This is a genomic window from Bacillus sp. JH7, from assembly GCF_001563515.1.
Taxonomy (GTDB): domain Bacteria; phylum Bacillota; class Bacilli; order Bacillales; family Bacillaceae_G; genus Bacillus_A; species Bacillus_A cereus.
This window is the reverse complement of record NZ_LPUS01000001.1, coordinates 2,175,076-2,197,339: the sequence shown is the minus strand read 5'-3', so window position 1 is coordinate 2,197,339 and position 22,264 is coordinate 2,175,076. Positions and strand designations below refer to the sequence as shown.

Genomic DNA, 22,264 nt, shown 5'->3' with positions numbered 1-22,264 from the left:
TATAGTAAAGAGTGTATGTTATAAAACAATCTGCGTGCTTTTTTACATAAAAATAACATTTAATTTTAAGAGGAGCTTGTATAAAAAGAGCTAATTAGTAATAGTAGATAAATATAAAAGGGAGAGGTATTATGTATCGAATTCATAAAGACCATATCATTTACTCAATGTCACCAGAAAATAAGCCTTGTATGGAAGTGGAAATTGGGAGCAGTCTTGTATTTGAAACATATGATTGCTTTGAAAATCAAATCGATTCTGAAGATGTTGTGTTTCAAGAATTAGATTGGAACCGAATTAATCCAGCGACTGGACCTGTATATGTTAAAGGAGCAGAACCTGGCGATATATTAGCCGTAACGATTGAAAAGATTAAAATTGCAGAGCAGGGCGTTTTAACTACAGGTGCAAACCTTGGTGTAATAGGGGATGAGTTAAATGAAAATACAGTGAAAATTGTCCCAATACATAATGAACATGTTTTGTTTTCAAGTGAACTACAAATCCCGATTAATCCAATGATTGGGGTAATTGGTACTGCACCGAAAGAAGAGAGCATTTCATGTGGCACACCGCATGATCACGGCGGGAATATGGACTGTAAAGAAATTAAAGAAGGAACAACATTACTACTACCAGTTAATGTCCCAGGAGCACTATTAGCGTTAGGTGATTTACACGCAGCAATGGGTGATGGTGAAATTGGTGTTAGTGGTGTAGAGGTTGCTGGTGAGGTAACGGTAACAGTTCAAATTATAAAAGAAAAGAAATGGCCGTTACCAATGGCTATTCAAAAAGAAAAAATGATGACGATTGCTTCAGAGAAATTGTTAGATGATGCAGCAAATCGTGCTGTACGTAATATGGTGACATTTTTACATGAAGAATTAGCAATGTCTAAAGCTGATGCAACGCTTTTATTATCGGCAGCAGGTAATTTAAAAGTTTGCCAAGTTGTGGATCCGTTGAAAACGGCGCGTATGGAATTAGGGATGGATTATGTGGAGAAACTAGGATTTACTTTTAGTAAATTTCATATTAAATAGATAAGGGACGAAAAAGGATGCTTTTGTATAAAAGCATCCTTTTTTAATTTACGGATTTTGTGAAAAGAGGTAGTATTTATTTTATATAAGTATATTTGAGATTGTGGATTAAAAAGGAGTTCAATAATGGTCAAAATTATGATTGTAGAAGATGATATGAAAATTGCAGAACTATTATCAACACATGTTGCGAAATATGGTTATCAAGGAGTTATTGTATCGGACTTTCAAAATGTATTAGACATTTTTTTAGATGAACAACCAGAGTTAGTTTTATTAGATATTAATTTACCGAGTTTTGATGGGTACTTTTGGTGTCGTCAAATTCGCGGTGTTTCTACATGTCCGATATTATTCATTTCGGCTCGTGAAGGTACGATGGATCAAGTTATGGCGTTAGAAAATGGTGGCGATGATTTTATTCCGAAGCCTTTTCATTATGAAGTTGTAGTGGCGAAAATTCGTAGTCATTTAAGACGTGCATATGGAGATTATGCACCGAAACTAGAAGAGCGAATGATTGAGCAACAAGGCCTTTGTTTATATCCTGAAAGACTTGTATTGAAACTTAGAAACGAAGAGATTGATATAACGAGAAACGAAGCTATTTTATTAGAGACATTAATGAAAAATTATCCGCGTGTTGTGAGTAGAGAAGTGTTACTTAATAAATTATGGGATAGTGAATCTTATGTTGATGATAATACATTAAGTGTAAATACAACACGTGTGCGTAAAAAGTTACAAACGTTACATATAGAAGGTGCGATTGAAACGATTCGTAGTGTTGGATATAGATTGCATATTACTTGGGATACTGGTATAGAAAAATGATAAGATTGTTTATACGTGATCATATACCACTTATTTGCTTTACTATAATTCAACTACTAGCTATATTTCTCGTATATTGGTTTGATGGGCATAATCATATTACAACGGCGTTATATGCAATGTTTCTAGGTATTTTCTTTATGGGAAGTTATTTAGTGTTTCGTTATTTTACACATCGTTCTTTTTATGAGCGCTTAGCAAACCCGATGCAATCTTTGGATGAATCTGTTCAAAAATCTGATTTTGCAGCTGTATCGGCTGCTCTTCAAGAACTACTTGAGGTGCAATATCGACATTATCAAAATCAGCTGCAAATGCAAGAGAGAAAAAATAATGACCATTTAACCTTTATGAATCAGTGGATTCATCAAATGAAAACACCTTTATCTGTAATAGAATTAATTACACAGGATGAAGTAGATTCACGTTTTGAAAGTATAAATGAGGAAACTGATCGATTAAAAAAGGGATTAGAAATGGCTCTGTATGTCGCACGTTTAGAAGCATTTACACAAGATTTTTATGTAGAAAGAGTACAACTACATAAAATAGTGAATGATTCGGTACATGAGCATAAACGGTTCTTTATCCGGAATTTTGTATATCCAGAGCTTGAAATTGATAAGGACATTACTGTAGAAAGTGATGCGAAATGGTTACAATTTTTAATTGGGCAAATACTATCGAATGCGATTAAATATTCATCAGGTAGTAGAGAAAAGATTAAAGTGAAAGCTTGTAAGGAAGGTAATACCGTTATACTTGAAATTGCTGATAATGGCGTAGGTATACCGAAGCAAGATTTACCAAGAGTCTTCAAACCTTTCTTTACAGGAGAAAACGGTAGAGATTTTAAAGAATCAACAGGAATGGGGCTATATCTCGTATATGAAATTACGAAGCAATTAGGACATAGTGTAGAAATCCATTCAGAAGTTGATAAAGGTACGGTAGTACGAGTAATATTTTTTAATGTGTAAAAAGTGATCAAGGCTAAAGAACGTTGGAGATAAGTTTTTTAGCCTTGTTTTGTATTTTTTAAAAAGTTTTCATATGAATAAATGATACAAATTAGTAAAAATTAAAGATATGAGCACATGAAATTGTAAAAATAAACTTGAAGAAAAATAATTGCTTTTGAAGTACAAATAATAATATTTACGCATACAGTATTATCATGGTACAATATGGTTATTAATGACAGAAAGGAATGATGGGTGGACGATGATTAACTAATCTTATTTTTAAATGTTGAAATTCAATAAATTTCAATTTCTAAAAAATAGGATTAGTCTGCCCAATTTCCATAGAACGGTATTGCTATTTATGTTACGTAATAGCTTATTTGGGTGTAAATATTTTAACGACTAATCCTGCCAAATTTATTTGGGAGGATTTTTTAATTCTCCCTTAATGAAAGGGATCGGTATTATGAAAGAACTATTAAAATTAAATGATGTTTATGTTGAAATAAAAGAAAATATGTTGTTAGAGAAAATTAATGTGACAGTAAAACAAGGGGATGTTATCGGATTAATTGGTAAAAACGGTGCTGGTAAATCAACGTTACTTCAATTAATAAATGGAAAGATTGAGCCTTCAAAAGGGATTGTTGAATGGCAGCAAATGAATATGACAACCGCATATGTTGAGCAAGAAATAGAATCTTTTATTAATAATGATGTAATTGCAAAAGAAGCAGAACTTCTTGCGAAATGGGGCGTGCCAACGAACGATTTTCATACTTTAAGTGGTGGTGAAAAGCTGAAAATTCGATTAGCAAAAGGATTTGCTAAAAATCCTAATGTCTTAATATTAGACGAACCGACAAATCATTTAGATGAGATCAGTACGGGATTTCTCATTAAACAAATAAAAAACATGAAAGGTACAGTTATCGTTGTATCACATGATCGATATTTTTTAGATGTTGTCGCAACAAAAATATGGTCAATTGAGGACAAAAAATTAATTGAGCATAGTGGTAATTATACGAGCTACATGAAAGCACGTGAGCAAAAAAGAAAGTCACAACAGCGTGAATATGAAAAGCAGCAAAAAAAGATAGAACAAGTAGAAACACATATAAAAGAATTGAGTTCATGGTCACAAAAGGCACACGCGCAGTCTACAAAACAAGAAGGTGTGAAAGAATTCTATCGTGTAAAAGCGAAGCGAATGGATGCACAAGTGAAGTCAAAACGAAAAAGACTCGAAAAAGAGCTGGAGAAAACGAAAGTAGAACGTGTGAAAGAAGAGTATTCAGTTGAGTTTTCTATTCAAGCGAACAAAAAAGTAGGAAAACGCTTTTTAGAAGTGAAGCAATTAAAAAAAGACTTTCATGGGAAAGTATTATTTGAAAACGTTAATTTTACAATTCAGCACGGTGAGAAAGTTGCGATTGTTGGACCAAACGGTAGTGGGAAAACAACATTACTGAAGATGATTATGGGAACGGAAACTGCTGAAGGAGAAATATGGATTTCACCTTCAGCAAACATCGGCTATTTAACACAAGAAGTTTTTGATTTACCGCTTGATAAAACACCAGAAAATTTATTTTTTAAAGAGACGTTTGAAGAAAGAGGAAAAGTCCAAAATTTAATGAAACATTTAGGATTCCAAGCGTCTCAATGGAAAGAGCCGATTGAGCATATGAGTATGGGAGAAAGAGTAAAGTGTAAGCTAATGGCTTATATTTTAGATGAAAAAGATGTACTCATTTTAGACGAACCGACGAATCACTTGGATCTACCTTCACGTGAACAACTTGAAAATACATTAGCTGAGTATAACGGAACATTAGTAATTGTATCTCACGATCGATATTTTCTGGAGAAAACAACTAACACAAAACTCGTGTTTTCAAACAATACGATACAAAAGCAGCTAGAAGAACCTACTAAAACAAGAGATGATATTGAAGAGCTACGTTTAACGTTAGAAACAGAGAGACAAGAAGTATTAGGGAAATTAAGCTTTTTAACTTCTAAAGACAAAGAATATAAAGCACTGGATGAACGGTTTATGGAACTTACGAAGCAGATTAAAGAGCTATAACGTAAGTAAGGGGGATTAACATGGGAGAAGAGAGATTCACTAAGTTATTTAAAATAGATTGTGGAGATATATACTTGCAAGAGTTTACGGTCAAAGATGCAGAGAGTATTTATCAAATAGCAAATCAACCGGAAATAGCAAAATTTTTACCAGACTGGAAATCAACGAAAGAACAAAGGGTGGATTGGATTGCAGATTATGAAATACCAGCAAACAAAGTATTTCTTGATGCAGTGAAAACTACGAATAACATAGATAATCATATGTTAAAGCTAGGAATATTTAAGAAAGCTACAAATGAACTCATTGGATGGTGCTGCACAGGTATGAAAGAAGAACTCCCTTCACCAAACAGAGAGATAATGTATGCTATCTCAAATGAACATCAAAATCATGGCTATGCTACAAAAGCGACTAAAGGTTTAATTGACTTTTTTTTAAAGAAACAAATTTAAATGTCCTTAACGCAATTGCTTTAATTAACAATGTAGCATCAAATAAAGTTATTGAAAAATGCGGGTTTATTTATAAGAGCCAACAGAGGATAGAAAATCAAATATATAATCATTATATATTGAGAAAATCTGAGTGGATAAAAATATAACGTTTGGTAGTAAAAGACCGATAGCAATCGGTCTTTTCTCATTTATATAATAAAGATTTATTATACATTATATTTCCTACTACTATACAATTATTATAAGATAGTTATGCGTTAATTTTAGTTTGAAATAATTATGTTGTCAGTTTTTTTAGAAATCTTACAAGCGTGTAAGGTAAATGAAAGATGAATCAATATGAGCTGTAAGACAATTCATTTACACTTTATAGTGAGCAGTGGAAATGAAGGGAGAATATACATGGAAATTTTACAGGCTAAAAGTATTAGTAAAGTATATAAAGGGAAAGTACCTTATAAAGCATTAGTAGATATTGATTTATCAATTCAAGAAGGTGAATTTGTAGGAATTATGGGTCCATCAGGTAGCGGAAAAACAACGTTATTGAATATGGTATCTACTATTGATTCTCCATCATCGGGAGAAATATTTATTAATGGCACAAATCCTTTTCAATTATCATCAGAAGAATTAGCGTTATTCCGCAGAAAACAATTAGGATTTGTTTTTCAATCATTTAATCTTCTTAGCACACTTACTGTAAAAGAAAACATCGTATTGCCGATGACTTTAGATGGTGTTTCCGTGCAAGAAATGAACAAGCGATTGGAAGAGATTGCAGAGAAGTTAAATATTACAGATATCTTGAATAAAAGAACGTTTGAAATATCAGGGGGACAAGCTCAAAGAACAGCAATCGCTCGTGCGATCGTTCATAAGCCGCAATTATTACTTGCAGATGAACCAACAGGGAACTTGGACTCTAAATCTTCAAATGATGTAATGGAGATGCTTGATACTCTTAATAAAGAAGAAAAAGCAACGATGATGTTAGTTACACATGATCCGTATGCTGCGAGTTTTTGCAGTAGAGTAGTATTTATTAAAGATGGTCAACTATATAACGAAATTTATTGTGGTGAAAGCAGACAAGCCTTTTATCAAAAGATTATGGATGTTCTTTCTTTGTTAGGAGGGAAAAGGCATGACTTTTCGTCAGTTCGCATTTAATAATATTTTTCGTAATAAGCGTACATATGCTGCCCATTTTTTAAGTAGTACATTTTCTATTATGGTTTTCTTTACGTATGCTCTTTTATTATTTCATCCTGATTTACAAGGGGAATTAAAATCAACAAGTGCAACAATAAGTGCATTTGGTACATTGGGATTTTCAGTTTCGCAAGGATTGATTTTTGTATTTTCATTTTTCTTCATTTTATATTCAGTTAGTTCGTTTTTAAAAACGCGTAAGAAAGAATTTGGCATTTTAATGATGCAAGGTATGTCAATGAGACAGCTTAAGAAATTATTATTAATTGAAAATATGTTGATTGGACTTGGTTCAATTTGTATAGGGATTTTCATTGGACTCATATTTTCTAAACTAGTCTTATTGATAAGTGCAAGTGTATTAATGATTAATAATGGTTTACCTTTTTATATACCAGTGCGGGCTGTATTATTAACTGTTATCACATTTCTTTTCTTGTTTTTAATTGTTTCATTATTTACATTTAAAATGATAAAAGTAACGGAACTTGTGGAACTTATTCGAGCAGAGGAAAAGCCAAAACCTGAACCGAAATCTTCAGTTTTATTATCGCTACTTTCTTTAATTAGTATAGGGTATGGATATTTTTCAGTATTTCGCTTCATACCAAGTACCAATTTTATTACGCTTGGAATAGGTGTGCTCCTAGTAATTATAGGAACGTACTTTTTATATACACAGTGTAGCGTGTATATATTGCGCCTTGCTAAAAGGAGAGAATCTTTCTTTTTAAAGAGAACAAATATATTAACATTTTCTGAATTAATTTACCGTATGAAAGATAATGCAACGATGTTTTTTATAGTATCTATTGTTTCAGCAGTTGCATTTACAGCAATTGGTACAACAGCCGCAATTGGAAATAGGAATTTAGTAAGGATGACAAATCCCTATACATTTTTGTATGGAAGTCTTGAAAATGACAAAGTATTGAATAAAAATCTTTCTATTATAAAAAAGCACCTTTCTGATGCTAATATTCCGTATCGAATGGCTTCATCTTCATATATATACACAGAAAATGGCGTAAATGTAATGAAGTTAAGTGAATACAACGATCTTGCTAAAGCACTAGGCTATCAACAAGAAAAAATTGAAAAAGAAGATGAAATTTTATTAATTCCTGGAGTCGTATCACAAAAACAAGAATTTAAAAATGGCGAGTATAAAAAGAATATAGAAGTCATTCAAGGTGACTGGACAAAGACATTTCATGTGAAAAAAGCTGTAGAAAATTTAGTTTTACCACACGATTCTAGAACTATTTATATCGCTGTTCAAGATCAGGTATATGATGGAATGCCTCTTACTAGTGACCCAGTTAATAAAGAAATTCCATATCGTACTTACGGATTTGTTGTAGATGATTGGATAAAAACGAAAGAGATTTCCAATCAATTAAAGAGTATATTCGATAAAGATCTTAGGGACAGAGATTTCTACTTTGAAGCTTTAACATTAAACTTGTTGGAAGCAAAGCAAAAGAATGGTTTATTACTTATGGTAAGTATTTTAGTCGGAATCGTCTTCTTTACATTCGCTGCTAGTTTTATTTATTTCCGATTATATACAGATTTGGATCGCGATCAGCAGCAATATAAAATGATTTCGAAAATGGGATTAAGTAAAGGTGAGTTAAAAAAAGTTGTAACGAGACAGTTATTATTAATGTTCTTTTTACCAATTGTCGTTGCAGTGATTCATACTGTAGTCGCTTATATAGCATTACAGCAATTAGTCGATTTTTCTATCATAAATAGCTCTATCGTTATTTTAATTTCATTTATATGTATACAAGTTTTATATTTCTTTATAACCCGTTGGCGTTATCTGCAAAAGCTTTATAAGGTTATGGAGCAATAGAATTTATTAGCTTGTAAGACTACAATAAAGTATGTAGAAAAATGAACTGTATGATGAAAGGAAACGAGATGAAAAGAACTTTAACTATTTTTATGTTAACGATACTATTATTAATAAGTTTTAGTGCATGTTCTAAAAAGGAAAATCCATTTCCTGCAAACGGTGTATTAATTATTGGAGATGAAAATAATATTTCACCAATTATTAATCGTTATCAGGAAATTACGGAAGAAAATGAAGTGTTTTCTGTGAAAAAAGGGGAAGTTGGAAATGGAAATGTCTTAATTTTAAATGAATCTACAGCACAAGCATTGATTAAAGAAAAACTTTTTCGAAAACAAGATAATGGCTCCAATTATATTATAGATACGTTACCGAAATTCCCCAAAGAAGGGGCGCTATTATTTACAAGTGAAGACAATAAGACTATGAAAAGTATTAAAATAGGAGAGGAAGAGATTCCTGTTACATACGATAGTGATGCTTGGATAGGTAACAATCGTAAATATTCAACGGAATGGTATATGATTGTAGCAAAAAATAGTGTTTATAAAGAAATAAAGGCAAATGAAATGAAAATGCATCTTCTTCATTTGAAAAAATCACTAGGTGACGAAAAACCTAAAATGTCGACAGATAATACATTGGTTAATGAAAATGTCAAAGTAAAAAAGTTAATTAAAGGTTTGGAAGGAGAAGTATCTTTTCACTTTGTAACGATTGGCGAAAAACCTTAAAAAAGAGTTCGAAGTTGATAAAAATTTCATCAGCTTCGAACTCTTTTTAGTTTATAGACAAATCAATTATTATGCTTTACATTACTTCATTTAATCGAGTCTCACTCGTTTCCTCAATCCCATTTGAATTTTGAACTGAATTATTTTGTGCTTCTTTTTCTTTACGAGCCTTTTGTAGCATTTCAAGTATAATCCATAAAGGAACACCTTTATCCTTTAACATCTTCCATAAATCTAATTCATTAAATTTATGCTCAGGCTGTTTCATTTCTTTTTCAGATGAACGAATATCAAACTTGATAGGATCATTTATTTTCTTACTTTCAAGTTTAGTAGAAGAGATAGTATTATGCTCAAGAGTAGATGGAGTTATTTTAGTAGGTTGAGATAATGTATGAATATTTGATCCGATTTGCATGCTTTTTCCTCCTTTTCAAGCAATGAGATTAGTTTTCTTATGGTTTTTAAATCTTTTTAACATGAGGCAACTATATCTAATTATAAATTCAAATAAACAGATTTACAAGTTGTATTGTAAAAAGTAAATATTTACTTGAATTAATATTTATCAACATTTGTATATGTTTTCTATATATACAACGTATATAAAATACTTTACATTATGTTTAAGTTGTTAAAGTATTCTGTTAATTTTTTAAAAAAGAAAAATGTAAACGTTTTATTAGGGGGAGAAAGTATGGGGAAGTTATTTTTAAAAATATGTTTTTTCGCATTAGTGACCGTATGTTCATTCGCAGCGAAAATATCATACGCTGAAGAGAGGCAACAAAATAATTATCCAATCATATTGGTGAATGGATTTGCTGGATGGGGTAGAGAAGAAATGCTTGGCGTAAAATATTGGGGTGGTGTTCATGATATACAGGAAGATTTGAAACGCAATGGTTATACGGTACATACCGCAGCTGTTGGACCTGTTTCTAGTAACTGGGATCGTGCATGTGAATTGTATGCACAAATTAGCGGTGGGACAGTAGACTATGGTGCCGTACATGCTGAGAAACATGGACATAATCGTTTTGGCAGAACTTATAGTGGTTTTGCGCCGAATTGGAGTGAAACAAATAAAGTTCATTTAGTTGGACATAGCATGGGTGGACAAACGATTAGAACATTAGTACAGCTATTAAAAGAAGGTAGTTTTGAAGAAAAGAATTATGTGAAAAATCACCCAGACATCAAAATATCACCACTATTTGAAGGCGGAAAATCATATGTTCATAGTGTTACAACATTAGCAACCCCTCACAACGGTACAACACTTGCGGATGGTAGTCTTCTACTGCCGTTCGTTAAAGATTTACTCATTACAGCTGCAAGCTTTGGAGGAAACAATAATTTATCATTATATGATTTTAAATTGGATCAATGGGGTATAAAGAAAAATGCTGGAGAGTCCTTTTTCCAATATAGTAATCGTATTCTAAATAGTTCACTTTGGAAAAATACAAAAGATATAAGTCAATGGGATTTAAGTACAGATGGTGCAAAGGAGTTAAATAATTGGGTAAAGACGCAACCAGATGTGTATTATTTATCCTATAGTGGACATGCATCACAAGCAGCACCTATAACAGGTTTACATTTACCGCATATTACGATGAATAAAGTGTTGATGGGGAATGCATTTTTCTTAGGTTCTTATGCGAGATATGAAGAAAACCGTCCGTTAGTTGATACTTCTTGGTGGCAAAATGATGGTGTAGTAAATACGAATTCTATGATTGCACCATCTTCTAATGTTGCTGTAAATAATAATGGGTCATTACAGATTGGAAAATGGAATCATATCGAAACGAAAGCGAATTGGGATCATCTCGATATGGTAGGATTAAGTGTTTCAGACTCATTAGGTTTTTCTAGCATTCAAGAGTTTTATAGAACAATTGCTGAAAAGCTATCACGTTTACCGAAATAGGTAATAATAAAGCGCTCTCGATGGAATTCGAGAGCGCTTTATATTATATTGAAAGAGGGATTTGGTAGAAAAATATGGGGGGATATTATGAAAATTCAAGTTGTATTATCAGGATACGGAACAGTAGGCAGAGAGTTTATAAAATTATTAAATGAAAAATATTCATATATATATGAAACATATGGGATTCAATTAGTTGTAAGTGGCGTATTAGGGAGAAATATTGCAATACATAATGAAGACGGCTTATCACTTCATCATTTATTGATGTATGGTGGCGGTACCGCTGCAATTGAAAAATATTTAGAGTATCATCCGAAGGAACGTGCAACAACTAGCATAAGTGGTACTGTATTGGTAGAATCAACAGTTACAAATCTTAAAGATGGAAATCCAGGGAAACAATATATGAAACAAGCGATTGAGAAACAGATGGATATAGTAGCAATTTCTAAAGGGGCGCTCGTTACAAACTGGAGAGAAATAAATGAAGCAGCAAGAGGCGCAAATGTACGAATTCGATATAGCGGTGCAACAGCCGCTGCATTACCGACCCTAGATATCGGACAATTTAGTTTAGCCGGTTGCAGTATTGAAAAAATAGAAGGAATATTAAATGGAACAACTAATTATATTCTTACGAAAATGTATGAGGAAGATATGACATTTGAAGAAGCATTGAAAGAAGCACAAGATAAAGGAATTGCTGAGACAAACCCTATATTAGATATAAGTGGTTCAGATAGTGCGTGTAAATTGTTACTTTTGACAAACAGCTTAATGGAAACAGAGAAAACACTTACTGATATACATATAAAAGGAATCGAGCACGTTACAAAACAGCAAATTAGAAATGCTAAGGAACAACATAAAATTATTAAATTAATAGCATCAACATATAAGGATGAGGGTGGCAATGTGAATTTAAATGTTGAACCGTGCGAAATAGAGAAAGATCATCCGTTAGCAAAAGTAAATGGGACCGAAAAAGGAATTACGTTCTTTACAGATACGATGGGACAAGTTACTACAATTGGTGGGGCTTCTAATCCACGAGGCGCTGCAGCTGCAGCTTTAAAAGATGTAATTAACTTATATCGAAAAGATTTGTAAGACCGTACCGCCCTTTATAAAAAATACATATGTCGTGGACCTTTTGAGAATGAAATAAATATGCAAAAATGATTGCAGGGGGTAAGGAATTGTTTAAGGATTTTAAAGTTGTTAAAGATCGTCCCGTTTATATTCAATTGAAAGATTATTTGAAGAAGATGATTATGAAAGGGCATTTGCTCGGGGATCAAAAAATCCCATCAACAAGGGAACTAAGTGAATTACTAAGTGTGAGTAGAAACACTGTACTCGCTGCTTATGCAGATTTAGAGCAAGAAGGACTCATTTATGCAGTTAAAGGAAAAGGGAACTTTGTTGCGAAGGTGGATATATCTAACACTTCATCTGTTGAAATAGATTGGAAAAATAAACTTAATACAGTGACCGCATTAGCGGATGAATTAGATTTAATGAAACATGGTGTTCGTTGGGAAAAGGGAATGATTGTTTTTAATAGTATAGCCCCAGATGAGAAGCTATTTGATGTTGAAAATTTCAAAAGAGCTTTTCTTACTCGTATGTCCATTGAAGGAGACATCGTATTGAACTACGGATATGCAAAGGGATATAGACCGTTAATGAATTATTTACTTCATTACATGGAAATGAAAGGTGTAGACATTTCGAATAAAGATATTCTAATTACAAATGGATTTACAGAAGGATTGGATATTGTACTCTCTTCTTTATCAAAAAAATCCGGTCGTGTCATTTGTGAGAATCCAACTCACCACGCTGCACTTAAGCTTTTCCGTTTACATGGACTTGAAGTTCATGGGATTGATATGCATGAGGATGGTATTGATACGAATGAAGTTGAAAAAAGTTTGCGTGAAAAAGATTTTGATTTTGCTTATTTAATTCCTTCTTATCATAATCCAACCGGTATTGTTACGAGTTCAGAGAAAAGAACGGAATTGATGAGGTTATTCTCAAAATACAACGTTCCTATTATAGAGGACGGATTTAATGAAGAATTACGTTATTCAGGTTCACATTTAGCTCCATTATTAACTTTTGCGGGAGCTGGCAATAATGTGATTTATATTAGTAGCTTTTCAAAGGTACTTTTCCCTGGTTTACGTGTAGGCTGGATTATTGCAGATAAAGAGCTGATTCATTATTTAGAAAGCGTAAAAAGAGCAAGAACGATTCACACATCTACGCTAGATCAAGCTGTTCTGTTTCAATATTTACATGAGGGATATTTTGAGAAATATTTAAAAAAGGCAAGATCTGTTTATAAGAAAAAATATGAGTTAGCTGTCGGGGCATGTAACCAGTACATTCATTTCAAAAGAATGACTGGAGATGGTGGACTTCATTTATTTATAGAACTAGAAGAGCATATGAATGCCCGCACACTTTTACAAAAGTGTTATGAGAAAGGCGTTACGTTTTCACCTGGAGATGTTTTTTACTCTGATGGAGAAGGAGCGAACACTTTCCGATTAGGGTTTTCGCGCTTGAAAGAAGAAGAAATAGTTCGGGGAATTAAAATAATTGGTGATACATTAAAAAATGAAATTTGGAGTTGAGAAAATGAAAATCGGTGTTATTATGGGCGGGGTATCGTCTGAAAAACAAGTTTCAATTATGACGGGGAATGAAATGATTGCTCATTTAGATAAAAATAAGTATGAAATAGTTCCAATTACATTAAATGAAAAAGTGGATTTAATTGAAAAAGCGAAAGACATTGACTTTGCGTTGCTCGCGTTACACGGAAAATACGGAGAAGATGGGACAGTTCAAGGAACACTGGAGAGTTTAGGGATTCCTTATAGCGGAAGTAATATGTTATCTAGCAGTATATGTATGGATAAAAATATTTCGAAAAAGATTTTACGTTATGAAGGTGTAGAAACACCAGATTGGATTGAACTTACAAAAATGGAGGATCTAAATCTTGATGAGTTAGATAAGTTAGGATTTCCATTAGTAGTAAAACCAAACTCTGGCGGATCGAGTGTCGGAGTGAAAATCGTTTATAATAAAAATGAATTGATCTCAATGCTAGAAACTGTATTCGAATGGGATTCTGAAGTAGTAATTGAGAAGTATATAAAAGGTGATGAAATTACATGTTCAATTCTGGATGGAAAACAGTTACCTATAGTTTCAATTCGACATGCAGCCGAGTTCTTTGACTACAATGCAAAATATGATGATACTAGTACAGTTGAGGAAGTTATCGAACTTCCAGCAGAAATTAATGAACGTGTAAATAAAGCGTCACTTGCTTGTTATAAAGCATTAAAATGTAGTGTTTATGCAAGAGTTGATATGATGGTGAAGGACGGAATTCCATATGTAATGGAAATTAATACATTACCAGGGATGACACAATCAAGTTTATTGCCAAAAAGTGCAGAAGCGGCGGGAATTAGTTATAGCGAACTATTAGATATGATTATTGAAACATCATTAAAAGTTAGAAAAGAAGAAGGGTTTTAAGGGAATTATATAACTAATTTTTTGACAGTTTCACGAAGTATGCTATGATGAATACATTATAAAAACAAAATATTTATCCACTAGGGGGGCCTTTTATAGGCTGAGATCAAATGTGATTTTGAGACTCTTAGTACCTGATCTGGTTAATGCCAGCGTAGGGAAGTGGGAAAGACGTTGCTATTTAATGAGTAAATAAATACTGTCGATTTCACTTTCTTTACGCCTGTAAAGAAAGTTTTTTTATTTTACAGCTTTAATAATTGTGGATAAATACTTATATTTTATACATTATTGGAGGGATTTAAATGACTTTTTCACAATCGTTACGTAAAGAAGTAGATTCAATTTGGGAAGCGAGTTTTAACCATCCTTTTGTAAAAAAACTTGGTGAAGGAACGTTAGATTTAGCTAGTTTTCGTTATTATGTGCTTCAAGATTCATATTATTTGAGCCATTTTGCTAGAGTACAAACTTTAGGAGCTGCGAAAGCTCTTGAATTAGAGACGACAGCTCGTATGGCACATCATGCTCAAAATACATATGAGGCAGAGTTATCTTTACATGAGAATTTTGCGAAGAAATTAGGGATAACAAAAGAAGAAAAAGATAATTTTATTCCTGCGCCAACTGCATATGCGTATACTTCACATATGTATCGTGCTGGGTATGAAGGGCATTTAGGAGATATCATTGCAGCAATTTTACCTTGCTATTGGTTGTATTATGAAATTGGCGAACGCTTAAAAGAGTGCCAGCCGGAAGAGCCAATTTATAACGAATGGATTTCTGCTTATGGATCTGATTGGTTCCGTACGCTAGTTGAAGAACAAATTACACGTTTAGATACTATCGCTGAAAAAGTAACAGAGGCAGATCGCAAACGTATGAAACAGCATTTTATTATTAGCAGTCAATATGAATATTCATTTTGGGAAATGGCTTATACATTAGAAAAGTGGCCAGTGGATACAGACGTAAAAGACGTAATTGGATAAAGAATAGAAGTAATGTTATAGCTAGGTATGGATCATACCTAGCTATATATTTTTTCTTGTCAAATTTGCGTAAAGTCATTAGTGCTACGGAAATGGCGAAATAGAATATCGATAATTTAGCTCATTTACTTGTCTACGCATTAACTGGATAAACTTCTGTCACATTTATTTTACAATCAAAGAACGTAAATGTTGGTGGTATGAAGTTAAATAAGAAAAGAAACCCGAGCTGTTAGCTGTAACGGAGTTGTTTTTTCTTTGCAGGAATTTCTAAATTATCATGGAGTGTTGTTAATACGATATGCAAATATGCATATCGTATTTTTTTGAGTTCTTTATGTGTTAAAATTAGATATAGAGATATGGAAATATAAAGAAGCAAAAGCAGGAATATCCAATGAATTTTGAGAGGTGTTATATGTTTACAAATAAGAAATTAATTCGATTTGGTTTATCGTTGTTTGTATTTTTAGGAATAATTAATTTTACAATCAGCTATTTCCAAACATATCTTGAAACAGCAGCAGATATTAAATGGGTAATTCCAGAAATTTGGAAAACTATTTTGCTAGATGTTCCTCAAGGGATACTTGTTCTTTTAGGCGCAATTGCTTTATATGATTTCACAAAAGAGGCATCAAAAAAAGACGCATCAATCTAAATGTGTCTTTTTTCAATTAGCAATTTCATATAGAGATTTGCTGGAGAAATAGAATGAAAAGCCCTAATTAGGGCTTTTTTTGTTGGAATTTCTTAACCGTCATAGAAATCGGTCACTTGGAGGTGTTATAGCGAAAGCCATTTACAGTACAGAAAAATCTAAGCAGCAGACGGAAATATATAGGATATGGCATCATAATTGTTGAGAAATTAATTGAACTTAGTAAGTATGAAGATATGACGCTAGAATTCATATTTTTTAATTTTTATTTATCCCGCTATTTGCCGGGCAGTAAGCCCCCCACCTCAAAATTCAGCGGAAGCAAAGAAGTTAGGTAGGGGATGAACAAAACCCCACTGATTAAAGTTTCACTTTATAAAAATGAGCCCATAGTAAAAATAGGTATATGAACAAGGTGCATCATCTAGTGATAAGTCATACTTTGTTGGTGTACGTATTGAACTTAGTTTATAGCGCTATTTCTACTTAGATGTAACGAACAGGAATATAGGGAAGTATCGATGAGGTTGTATTTTATAAACGGAGGTTATGAAAATGAATCAGTTTCAACAAGAACTACAAGCGTTAAGCCTTAATGATTACCGGTCTGGAAATATTGTCTATTGGGACCAGCAAAACCAATATCCATATTACTATATTGAAGATGCTGCTCGTCGCTGTGGCGGTTGTGGTCGTTGTGGCGGTTGTGGTGGAGGTCGTTGTGGCGGCTTCCGTTGTGGTGGCTTCCGTTGTATTGGTTGCTTCGGTTGTTTTGGTTGCGGAGGCTGTGGCGGTTGTGGCGGCTGTGGTGGTTGCTCTAACTGTTTTGATGGTTTTACTGATACTACCGGTACTATTGTAACGTATGAATATTGATAACATCTATCTTGCTAGTTGCGGGCAGTAACATCCCCAAAAAAATTCAGCGAGAGCAAAGAGAAGTTAGGTGGCGGACTGCCCATAAAAGCCCGATTGGTGAGAGCTGATTAAAGTTTCACTTTATCAATTAAAAAACATTAGTTATATGTACGTGCCGACAAAGAATATAGCCATTATTAATGGATATATTCAATGATTCAAGTGAAAGAGTAACAATAAGATATATAGATGTAATCAAGATGTGATGGATAAAGCAATGACTAGATTTAAAATCTAATCATTGTTTTTTTCTTATGGTTTTATCATTAAATATCTGTCTAGTTTGGGCCTTGCTTCCTTCTAGCTAATGATTTTATTACAACCGTGTAAGGTTAATGTAATGTTAATCGATAGTAAAATAAGTTGCTTAAGTGTATTTTAAATAAGATTAAAAAGTACTGTTTATCTACAAAATAATAGGGTAAATACTATGTAATTAGGAAGTGTATGAATATGGTTGAACTAAAATCTATTTTCCATTCGTATAAACTAAAGAGAAAAATAGCTAAAGATTTATACGGAAAAAGAGATGAATTATCACTGTTATTAAATGAATTTAATAATATGAAATGTACAGTAACATCTGAAAAGAAGAAAAATAATATATTATCTCGTTTGCAACTAATTTATCAAAATATGAAATCGGATAAGCAGTACCCTCTAGCAGTTGCTTTTGATAGTAAATTATTGGAGCGATTAGAAAAAGAATCTGTACATACTATTGAGGATGGTGTAACATGTCTACATTTAATGTTAGATATGAATTATGAGAAGATAAAACAATATGGTTCGGGTACAAGTAGGTCATTCGTTCCATTATCGCAGTCTTCTATTTGTCTTGCTGATTGTATTTGTTTAACAGGATTTGTAGTAGGTTTACTAGGAACAATTTCATTTGGAGGATTACTGTTATCTATATGTTCAATTACATAACGCTTAATATTTGTAAAGAGAGCGCCGATTTAAGGTGTTCTTTTTTAGTTTTTTGTAAATTTTTTGTAAATGATAAGTACAATACATTATATAAATTGTATAATTTAAATGTATTAAAATATAAATATAATGAGGTGCTGTATATGATAATTACTTTTAATTGTTAAAAGAGTCGATTTAATAATGTTTTATTCAGATAAATAGTTTTTACTTTTCTTTTAAATACTTGATTTAAATGGATTGGATTAAGTAACTATTGTTCTAGCTTTTTGATAATCAAGACAACTGAAGAAAGGAAGGAATCATTTTATGAAAAAATTAAGGCTGCTAACATTTGAAAATATAGTAGAACCCCTTTTAAATGAAAAGGTATCATTTATATACTTTCCTATTGAATGGCTGGACATCGTAGAGATACATTATAAGACATTTTTATTAACGAGTAAGTTGAAACGTTTGAATGAAAGATTGTATGATATGTTTTCAGATATATTGTTTATTCAGCATAATCCGTACGTATTAAATGAAAATACACCATGGATTGTATCAAAAGAACCTATTAAACAAGAGCAGCTCGATTATATTTTTCAAAGTTGGTATGAGATTATTCATGATTGGAAGCCAAATAGATTAGTAGAACCACCAAAATATGAATGGCAATCCGATTTGATTTCTAATTTGCCAGTACTACATGATAATGAAACGTATTCTAAGTGGATACCCGCTTTAATCTCACATATTTTTTGTGAGCGTCCTATATATTTAGAAAATACAAATGAAGAAGAATTCTATTTTTCTCCTCTTAGATCACAAAATATTTGTGAGGCGATGTCAGAGCCGATAAAAGATGAAAAAACACAAGATTTTTTCTCCTATGTATATCGATTTCAATGCATAACCCGCGGTGGTGAGAACGCTCCATTATTAAATATTTCAATAGGGATTCGGAGATTTTATCAAGAATATAAGATGATAGGTTAAACAAACCTTGATATAACAACGTTTGTTTGACCTATTTTTATGAATTGCAAACATTTTGCAAACATACGTTATCCAAAGATGCTTTTACCAAAGTTTTTAACGGCTTCTTCTTGCATATTCGGTAAAACATGAGAATAGACACTTAATGTCATTGAAATATCTGTATGACCTAATCTTTCACTGATGATTTTAGGGTTAACTCCTTGTTTCAATAGTAAAGTTGCGTGTGTATGTCTTAAATCATGGAATTTAATTTCTTTTATACCTACTTTGTGTGTCGCCCTAATGAAACCTTTTCTGAAAGGTGCTCTTTTTATGATTCTTCCAAACTCATTACAATTTATTAAATCTTGATCTAGATAAGCAGAACCAAACCTTAATTTCTCTTTATTAATTAAAATTTTATGTTTTTTTAAGGCGGCTATTGTTTCATTAGGTACAGGAATTGTGCGTTTTGACGAATTTGTTTTTGCAGTTTTTTTGATCTTATTGTCATGACCAGATGTTTGATTTATTGTAACGGTATGTTTTTCAAAATCAATATCCTGCCATCGTAAACCTAGAACTTCTCCCAGACGCATACCTGTAGTTATTGCAAGTAGATACCCAATGTGATATCGTGATTCTTGTGAATGAGCTAAAAACTTTTTTACTTCTTCCTCTGTCCAAGTCTGGATAGGGGTTTTTTCTTTTTTAGGTATCTCAGCAAAATCTGCTGGATTTCGAGACATAATATTTTGTTTTACAGCTAGGTTTAAAGCGCTCTTTAAAATTCTATGCATAAGCAGAATAGAATTGCTTGCAATCCCTTTATCTATCGCAGTCTTATAGCATTTTTGAATGTGCATAACATTTAATTTATGGAGCGCGACCATTCCTATACTAGGTATAACATGTTGGTTGATAAATGCCCTATAGCCAGCAAAGGTACTCTTTTCTATGCTCATACTTTTAATTTCTAGCCAATGATTTAGATAATCCTTTAACGTAACCTTAGATGGTTCTATAAAAGTTCCTTCATTCAACTCTGTAATTTTCTTTGCTACATCGGCCTGTGCTTCTTTTTTTGTCTTATATCCAGAAAACCACTTCTGTCTTCTTTTTCCTGTCTCTGGATCAGGACCGATATCAATAACAATACAATACTTATTTCCTCTTTTTCGAATATGTCCCTTCACTTAAAACACTCCTTCATTTGTTTTGAATCATGTTGTATAAGTCTAGTTGTAATTTTGCTGCTATGAAAATTACATGTTTGGACATATCAGCGATGGATATATTCTACCATATATAAACAAATTCAGTTATAGGATATGATTGTCATCCAATGTTAAATAATAGTAAAATATTAATAGAATTAGATAAAGGGGGATGTAAGACTATGAGAAAATTCACAAATGATCCAGGCGGCGGTGGATGGGATATAAGTTTAGACCCTGGAACAGGCATATAGTACATAGGTGGAGCTTAACGGCTCTTTTTTTATTGTAGAAAAAAGAGCCGTTAAGCTCCCTTGAGAAACGTTGATATATAACGATTTTAAAACTTTCTCAATAAGAATCAGATAACTACACGACTGAATTTTGGAAAAAATGTGATATTATGAAAATAATAAAATAAACGGACGTGAAAAAGACCTACGACTGTGCAAGTGGTGCTCGCAACACCCTTACACCGTCCTCCCTAAACGCGCTAGGGAAAACACTTGTCATAAGTCTCAAACATAATTATAACACATAACCTAGATATAATGGCACGTTTTCCTGTAAATATAAGACATCTAGGGTAACGTTGTCTTTTTTGTCCATAAGGAGGACAAGGATTGTGCAAGTTTTATTGGATTTAAATGACATGCAGGAGTGTCTAAAATCAAATGGTTATACAAATCGTAAATTGGCAACACGTTTTAAAGTAACGCATACAACAGTCAATAGTTATTTTAAGAAGCAAGGTAAATTTGATTTTATGCACTTGGTTGATGCGCTGAAGCTATATAAGCCTAAAAATGTTGATTTTAGAAGGGAATGCATCAAAGAGTGTATACCTACACTATCACATAAAAATTTGAAATTAGCATTAGAAGTGTTAGATATGTTTGGAGAATATGATCTTCAAGACCTAGTAATTCAACGAATAATGAGTTTTAAAACTAATAAAAATAAAAGCGAAGAAGAAAAGAAAAAAGGCAATTCAAAAACTGTAAGGATAAATTTAAATTTGGTTCCATTATACAAAACATTAAGAGAAAGAAGTGAAAATACAACTACTCCTAAGAGGTTCTTTGAGAAAGTTGATAAAATGAGAAAAAATCAAAAATACTCAGATAACGAGCTGGTAATAATATCTGTTTTAAATACAATTTACTCTTTTTTTGATTTAGGTAATTATAAGATGGTCAATGAACATATTCAGCAATTATTACCGGACATCTTGGGAATTAAATGTCATACATTAAGAGATTCTCTTTTATTAAGAATAAAAGAGATGGAAGTTTTCGTTGCACTTCACGAAAATAATTTAGACGAATCACGTGAATTATGTTTTGAAATAATAAATGATCAAAGTAATTGCTATGTCAGCACAAAGGCAGTAGCATATTGCAAAATTGGAGAAAGTTATGTTTTCTCTGATTATCAAAATGCTAAAGAGTACATGGAGAAATCATTAAATATAATTGGTGTTCCAGTGAATAAAAAATTAGAAGTAAGAAGAGAAAAAGTACTTAATACACTATTATTTTTAAGAATATATCATGAAAAAGATTTACATACCATTAACCAAGAAAATCTAGATGATGCTGAAAAAGCATTCTTATATGTAAAGCTAGGTGAAAATCAAAAAGCGATTAAAATTTTACAAGCTTTACAAAATACAAATGGATATCTTAGTAGTTTTCAATTGTACTATATGGGGCTTGCGGTCGGAGGAGAAGAAGGGAAGAAATACCTAGAAATGTCTATAGAAAGTTTTTCTAAATCAGGTGATTATTTCTATATATTCCTACCAAAGACAGCATTGAAATGTTATAATTGAATTATACAAAAAGGGTGGTG

At 32.4% G+C, this 22,264-nt stretch carries 19 protein-coding genes, 1 pseudogene and 1 riboswitch; of the genes and pseudogenes, 18 read left to right on the top strand and 2 right to left on the bottom strand.

The annotated features are described in order from the left end of the window. Positions 1-131 precede the first annotated feature (131 nt). From AU379_RS11130 to AU379_RS11095, 8 genes and pseudogenes are all read left to right on the top strand, one after another. Positions 132-1,046: an acetamidase/formamidase family protein gene (locus tag AU379_RS11130; protein ID WP_061139259.1), complete on the top strand. Its 915-nt coding sequence runs from the start codon at positions 132-134 to the stop codon at positions 1,044-1,046. Between the two features lie 126 nt (positions 1,047-1,172). Next, positions 1,173-1,880 carry a response regulator transcription factor gene (locus AU379_RS11125; protein ID WP_000238990.1) on the top strand — a complete coding sequence of 236 codons (708 nt, stop codon included), beginning with the start codon at positions 1,173-1,175 and terminating at the stop codon, positions 1,878-1,880. Then, the gene (locus tag AU379_RS11120) at positions 1,877-2,860 is read left to right on the top strand and encodes a sensor histidine kinase (RefSeq protein WP_030025701.1); all 984 of its coding nucleotides are present in this window, start codon (positions 1,877-1,879) and stop codon (positions 2,858-2,860) included. The genes AU379_RS11125 and AU379_RS11120 overlap by 4 nt, the downstream gene beginning before the upstream one ends. A 451-nt stretch (positions 2,861-3,311) precedes the next feature. After that, positions 3,312-4,940, top strand: coding sequence for a ribosomal protection-like ABC-F family protein (gene abc-f / locus AU379_RS11115; protein WP_061139516.1), 1,629 nt, complete (start codon positions 3,312-3,314; stop codon positions 4,938-4,940). A 20-nt stretch (positions 4,941-4,960) separates the two neighbouring features. Beyond that, positions 4,961-5,544, top strand: a pseudogene (locus tag AU379_RS11110) (GNAT family N-acetyltransferase). A gap of 256 nt (positions 5,545-5,800) precedes the next feature. Next, complete coding sequence (locus tag AU379_RS11105) at positions 5,801-6,571, top strand: ABC transporter ATP-binding protein (RefSeq protein WP_061139258.1); 771 nt, start codon at positions 5,801-5,803, stop codon at positions 6,569-6,571. Beyond that, positions 6,546-8,477 carry an ABC transporter permease gene (locus AU379_RS11100; protein WP_061139257.1) on the top strand — a complete coding sequence of 644 codons (1,932 nt, stop codon included), beginning with the start codon at positions 6,546-6,548 and terminating at the stop codon, positions 8,475-8,477. The genes AU379_RS11105 and AU379_RS11100 overlap by 26 nt, the downstream gene beginning before the upstream one ends. A 50-nt stretch (positions 8,478-8,527) precedes the next feature. Then, positions 8,528-9,214 (top strand): lipoprotein BA_5634 family protein, encoded by a 687-nt coding sequence (locus AU379_RS11095; protein WP_000975419.1) that lies wholly within the window; start codon positions 8,528-8,530, stop codon positions 9,212-9,214. A gap of 76 nt (positions 9,215-9,290) precedes the next feature. Here AU379_RS11095 and AU379_RS11090 read toward each other — a convergent pair whose 3' ends face one another. Beyond that, positions 9,291-9,632 carry a DUF3914 domain-containing protein gene (locus AU379_RS11090; protein ID WP_061139256.1) on the bottom strand — a complete coding sequence of 114 codons (342 nt, stop codon included), beginning with the start codon at positions 9,630-9,632 and terminating at the stop codon, positions 9,291-9,293. Positions 9,633-9,911: 279 nt separating this feature from the next. Between AU379_RS11090 and AU379_RS11085 the strand changes: the two genes are divergently transcribed. The 9 genes from AU379_RS11085 to AU379_RS11045 all read left to right on the top strand — a co-directional run bounded on the left by AU379_RS11085 (position 9,912) and on the right by AU379_RS11045 (position 19,211). Further along, complete coding sequence (locus AU379_RS11085; protein WP_000517066.1) at positions 9,912-11,153, top strand: lipase; 1,242 nt, start codon at positions 9,912-9,914, stop codon at positions 11,151-11,153. A gap of 87 nt (positions 11,154-11,240) precedes the next feature. Beyond that, positions 11,241-12,266, top strand: a complete 1,026-nt coding sequence (locus AU379_RS11080) for a homoserine dehydrogenase (RefSeq protein WP_000701762.1) — start codon at positions 11,241-11,243, stop codon at positions 12,264-12,266. 89 nt (positions 12,267-12,355) lie between these two features. Then, positions 12,356-13,804, top strand: a complete 1,449-nt coding sequence (locus AU379_RS11075; protein ID WP_000471610.1) for a PLP-dependent aminotransferase family protein — start codon at positions 12,356-12,358, stop codon at positions 13,802-13,804. A gap of 4 nt (positions 13,805-13,808) precedes the next feature. Next, the gene (locus tag AU379_RS11070) at positions 13,809-14,723 is read left to right on the top strand and encodes a D-alanine--D-alanine ligase (RefSeq protein ID WP_002063153.1); all 915 of its coding nucleotides are present in this window, start codon (positions 13,809-13,811) and stop codon (positions 14,721-14,723) included. 72 nt (positions 14,724-14,795) lie between these two features. After that, positions 14,796-14,901, top strand: a riboswitch (TPP riboswitch). A gap of 127 nt (positions 14,902-15,028) precedes the next feature. Continuing rightward, the gene (gene tenA / locus AU379_RS11065) at positions 15,029-15,718 is read left to right on the top strand and encodes a thiaminase II (RefSeq protein ID WP_000144519.1); all 690 of its coding nucleotides are present in this window, start codon (positions 15,029-15,031) and stop codon (positions 15,716-15,718) included. A 397-nt stretch (positions 15,719-16,115) separates the two neighbouring features. Beyond that, positions 16,116-16,379, top strand: a complete 264-nt coding sequence (locus tag AU379_RS11060; RefSeq protein ID WP_002101034.1) for a DUF3937 family protein — start codon at positions 16,116-16,118, stop codon at positions 16,377-16,379. Positions 16,380-16,934: 555 nt separating this feature from the next. Continuing rightward, on the top strand, positions 16,935-17,255 hold the full coding sequence (locus tag AU379_RS11055; protein ID WP_001071364.1) for a heterocycloanthracin/sonorensin family bacteriocin: 321 nt from the start codon (positions 16,935-16,937) through the stop codon (positions 17,253-17,255). 489 nt (positions 17,256-17,744) lie between these two features. Beyond that, positions 17,745-18,230: a hypothetical protein gene (locus AU379_RS11050; protein WP_002063155.1), complete on the top strand. Its 486-nt coding sequence runs from the start codon at positions 17,745-17,747 to the stop codon at positions 18,228-18,230. A 309-nt stretch (positions 18,231-18,539) separates the two neighbouring features. Beyond that, on the top strand, positions 18,540-19,211 hold the full coding sequence (locus AU379_RS11045) for a DUF3962 domain-containing protein (RefSeq protein WP_061139255.1): 672 nt from the start codon (positions 18,540-18,542) through the stop codon (positions 19,209-19,211). A 68-nt stretch (positions 19,212-19,279) separates the two neighbouring features. Here AU379_RS11045 and AU379_RS11040 read toward each other — a convergent pair whose 3' ends face one another. Then, entirely contained in the window at positions 19,280-20,389 is a 1,110-nt protein-coding gene (locus AU379_RS11040) for a tyrosine-type recombinase/integrase (protein ID WP_061139254.1), read from the bottom strand. Between the two features lie 646 nt (positions 20,390-21,035). Here AU379_RS11040 and AU379_RS11035 point away from each other — a divergent pair. Continuing rightward, the gene (locus AU379_RS11035) at positions 21,036-22,244 is read left to right on the top strand and encodes an AimR family lysis-lysogeny pheromone receptor (RefSeq protein ID WP_061139253.1); all 1,209 of its coding nucleotides are present in this window, start codon (positions 21,036-21,038) and stop codon (positions 22,242-22,244) included. The last annotated feature ends 20 nt before the right edge of the window (positions 22,245-22,264 follow it).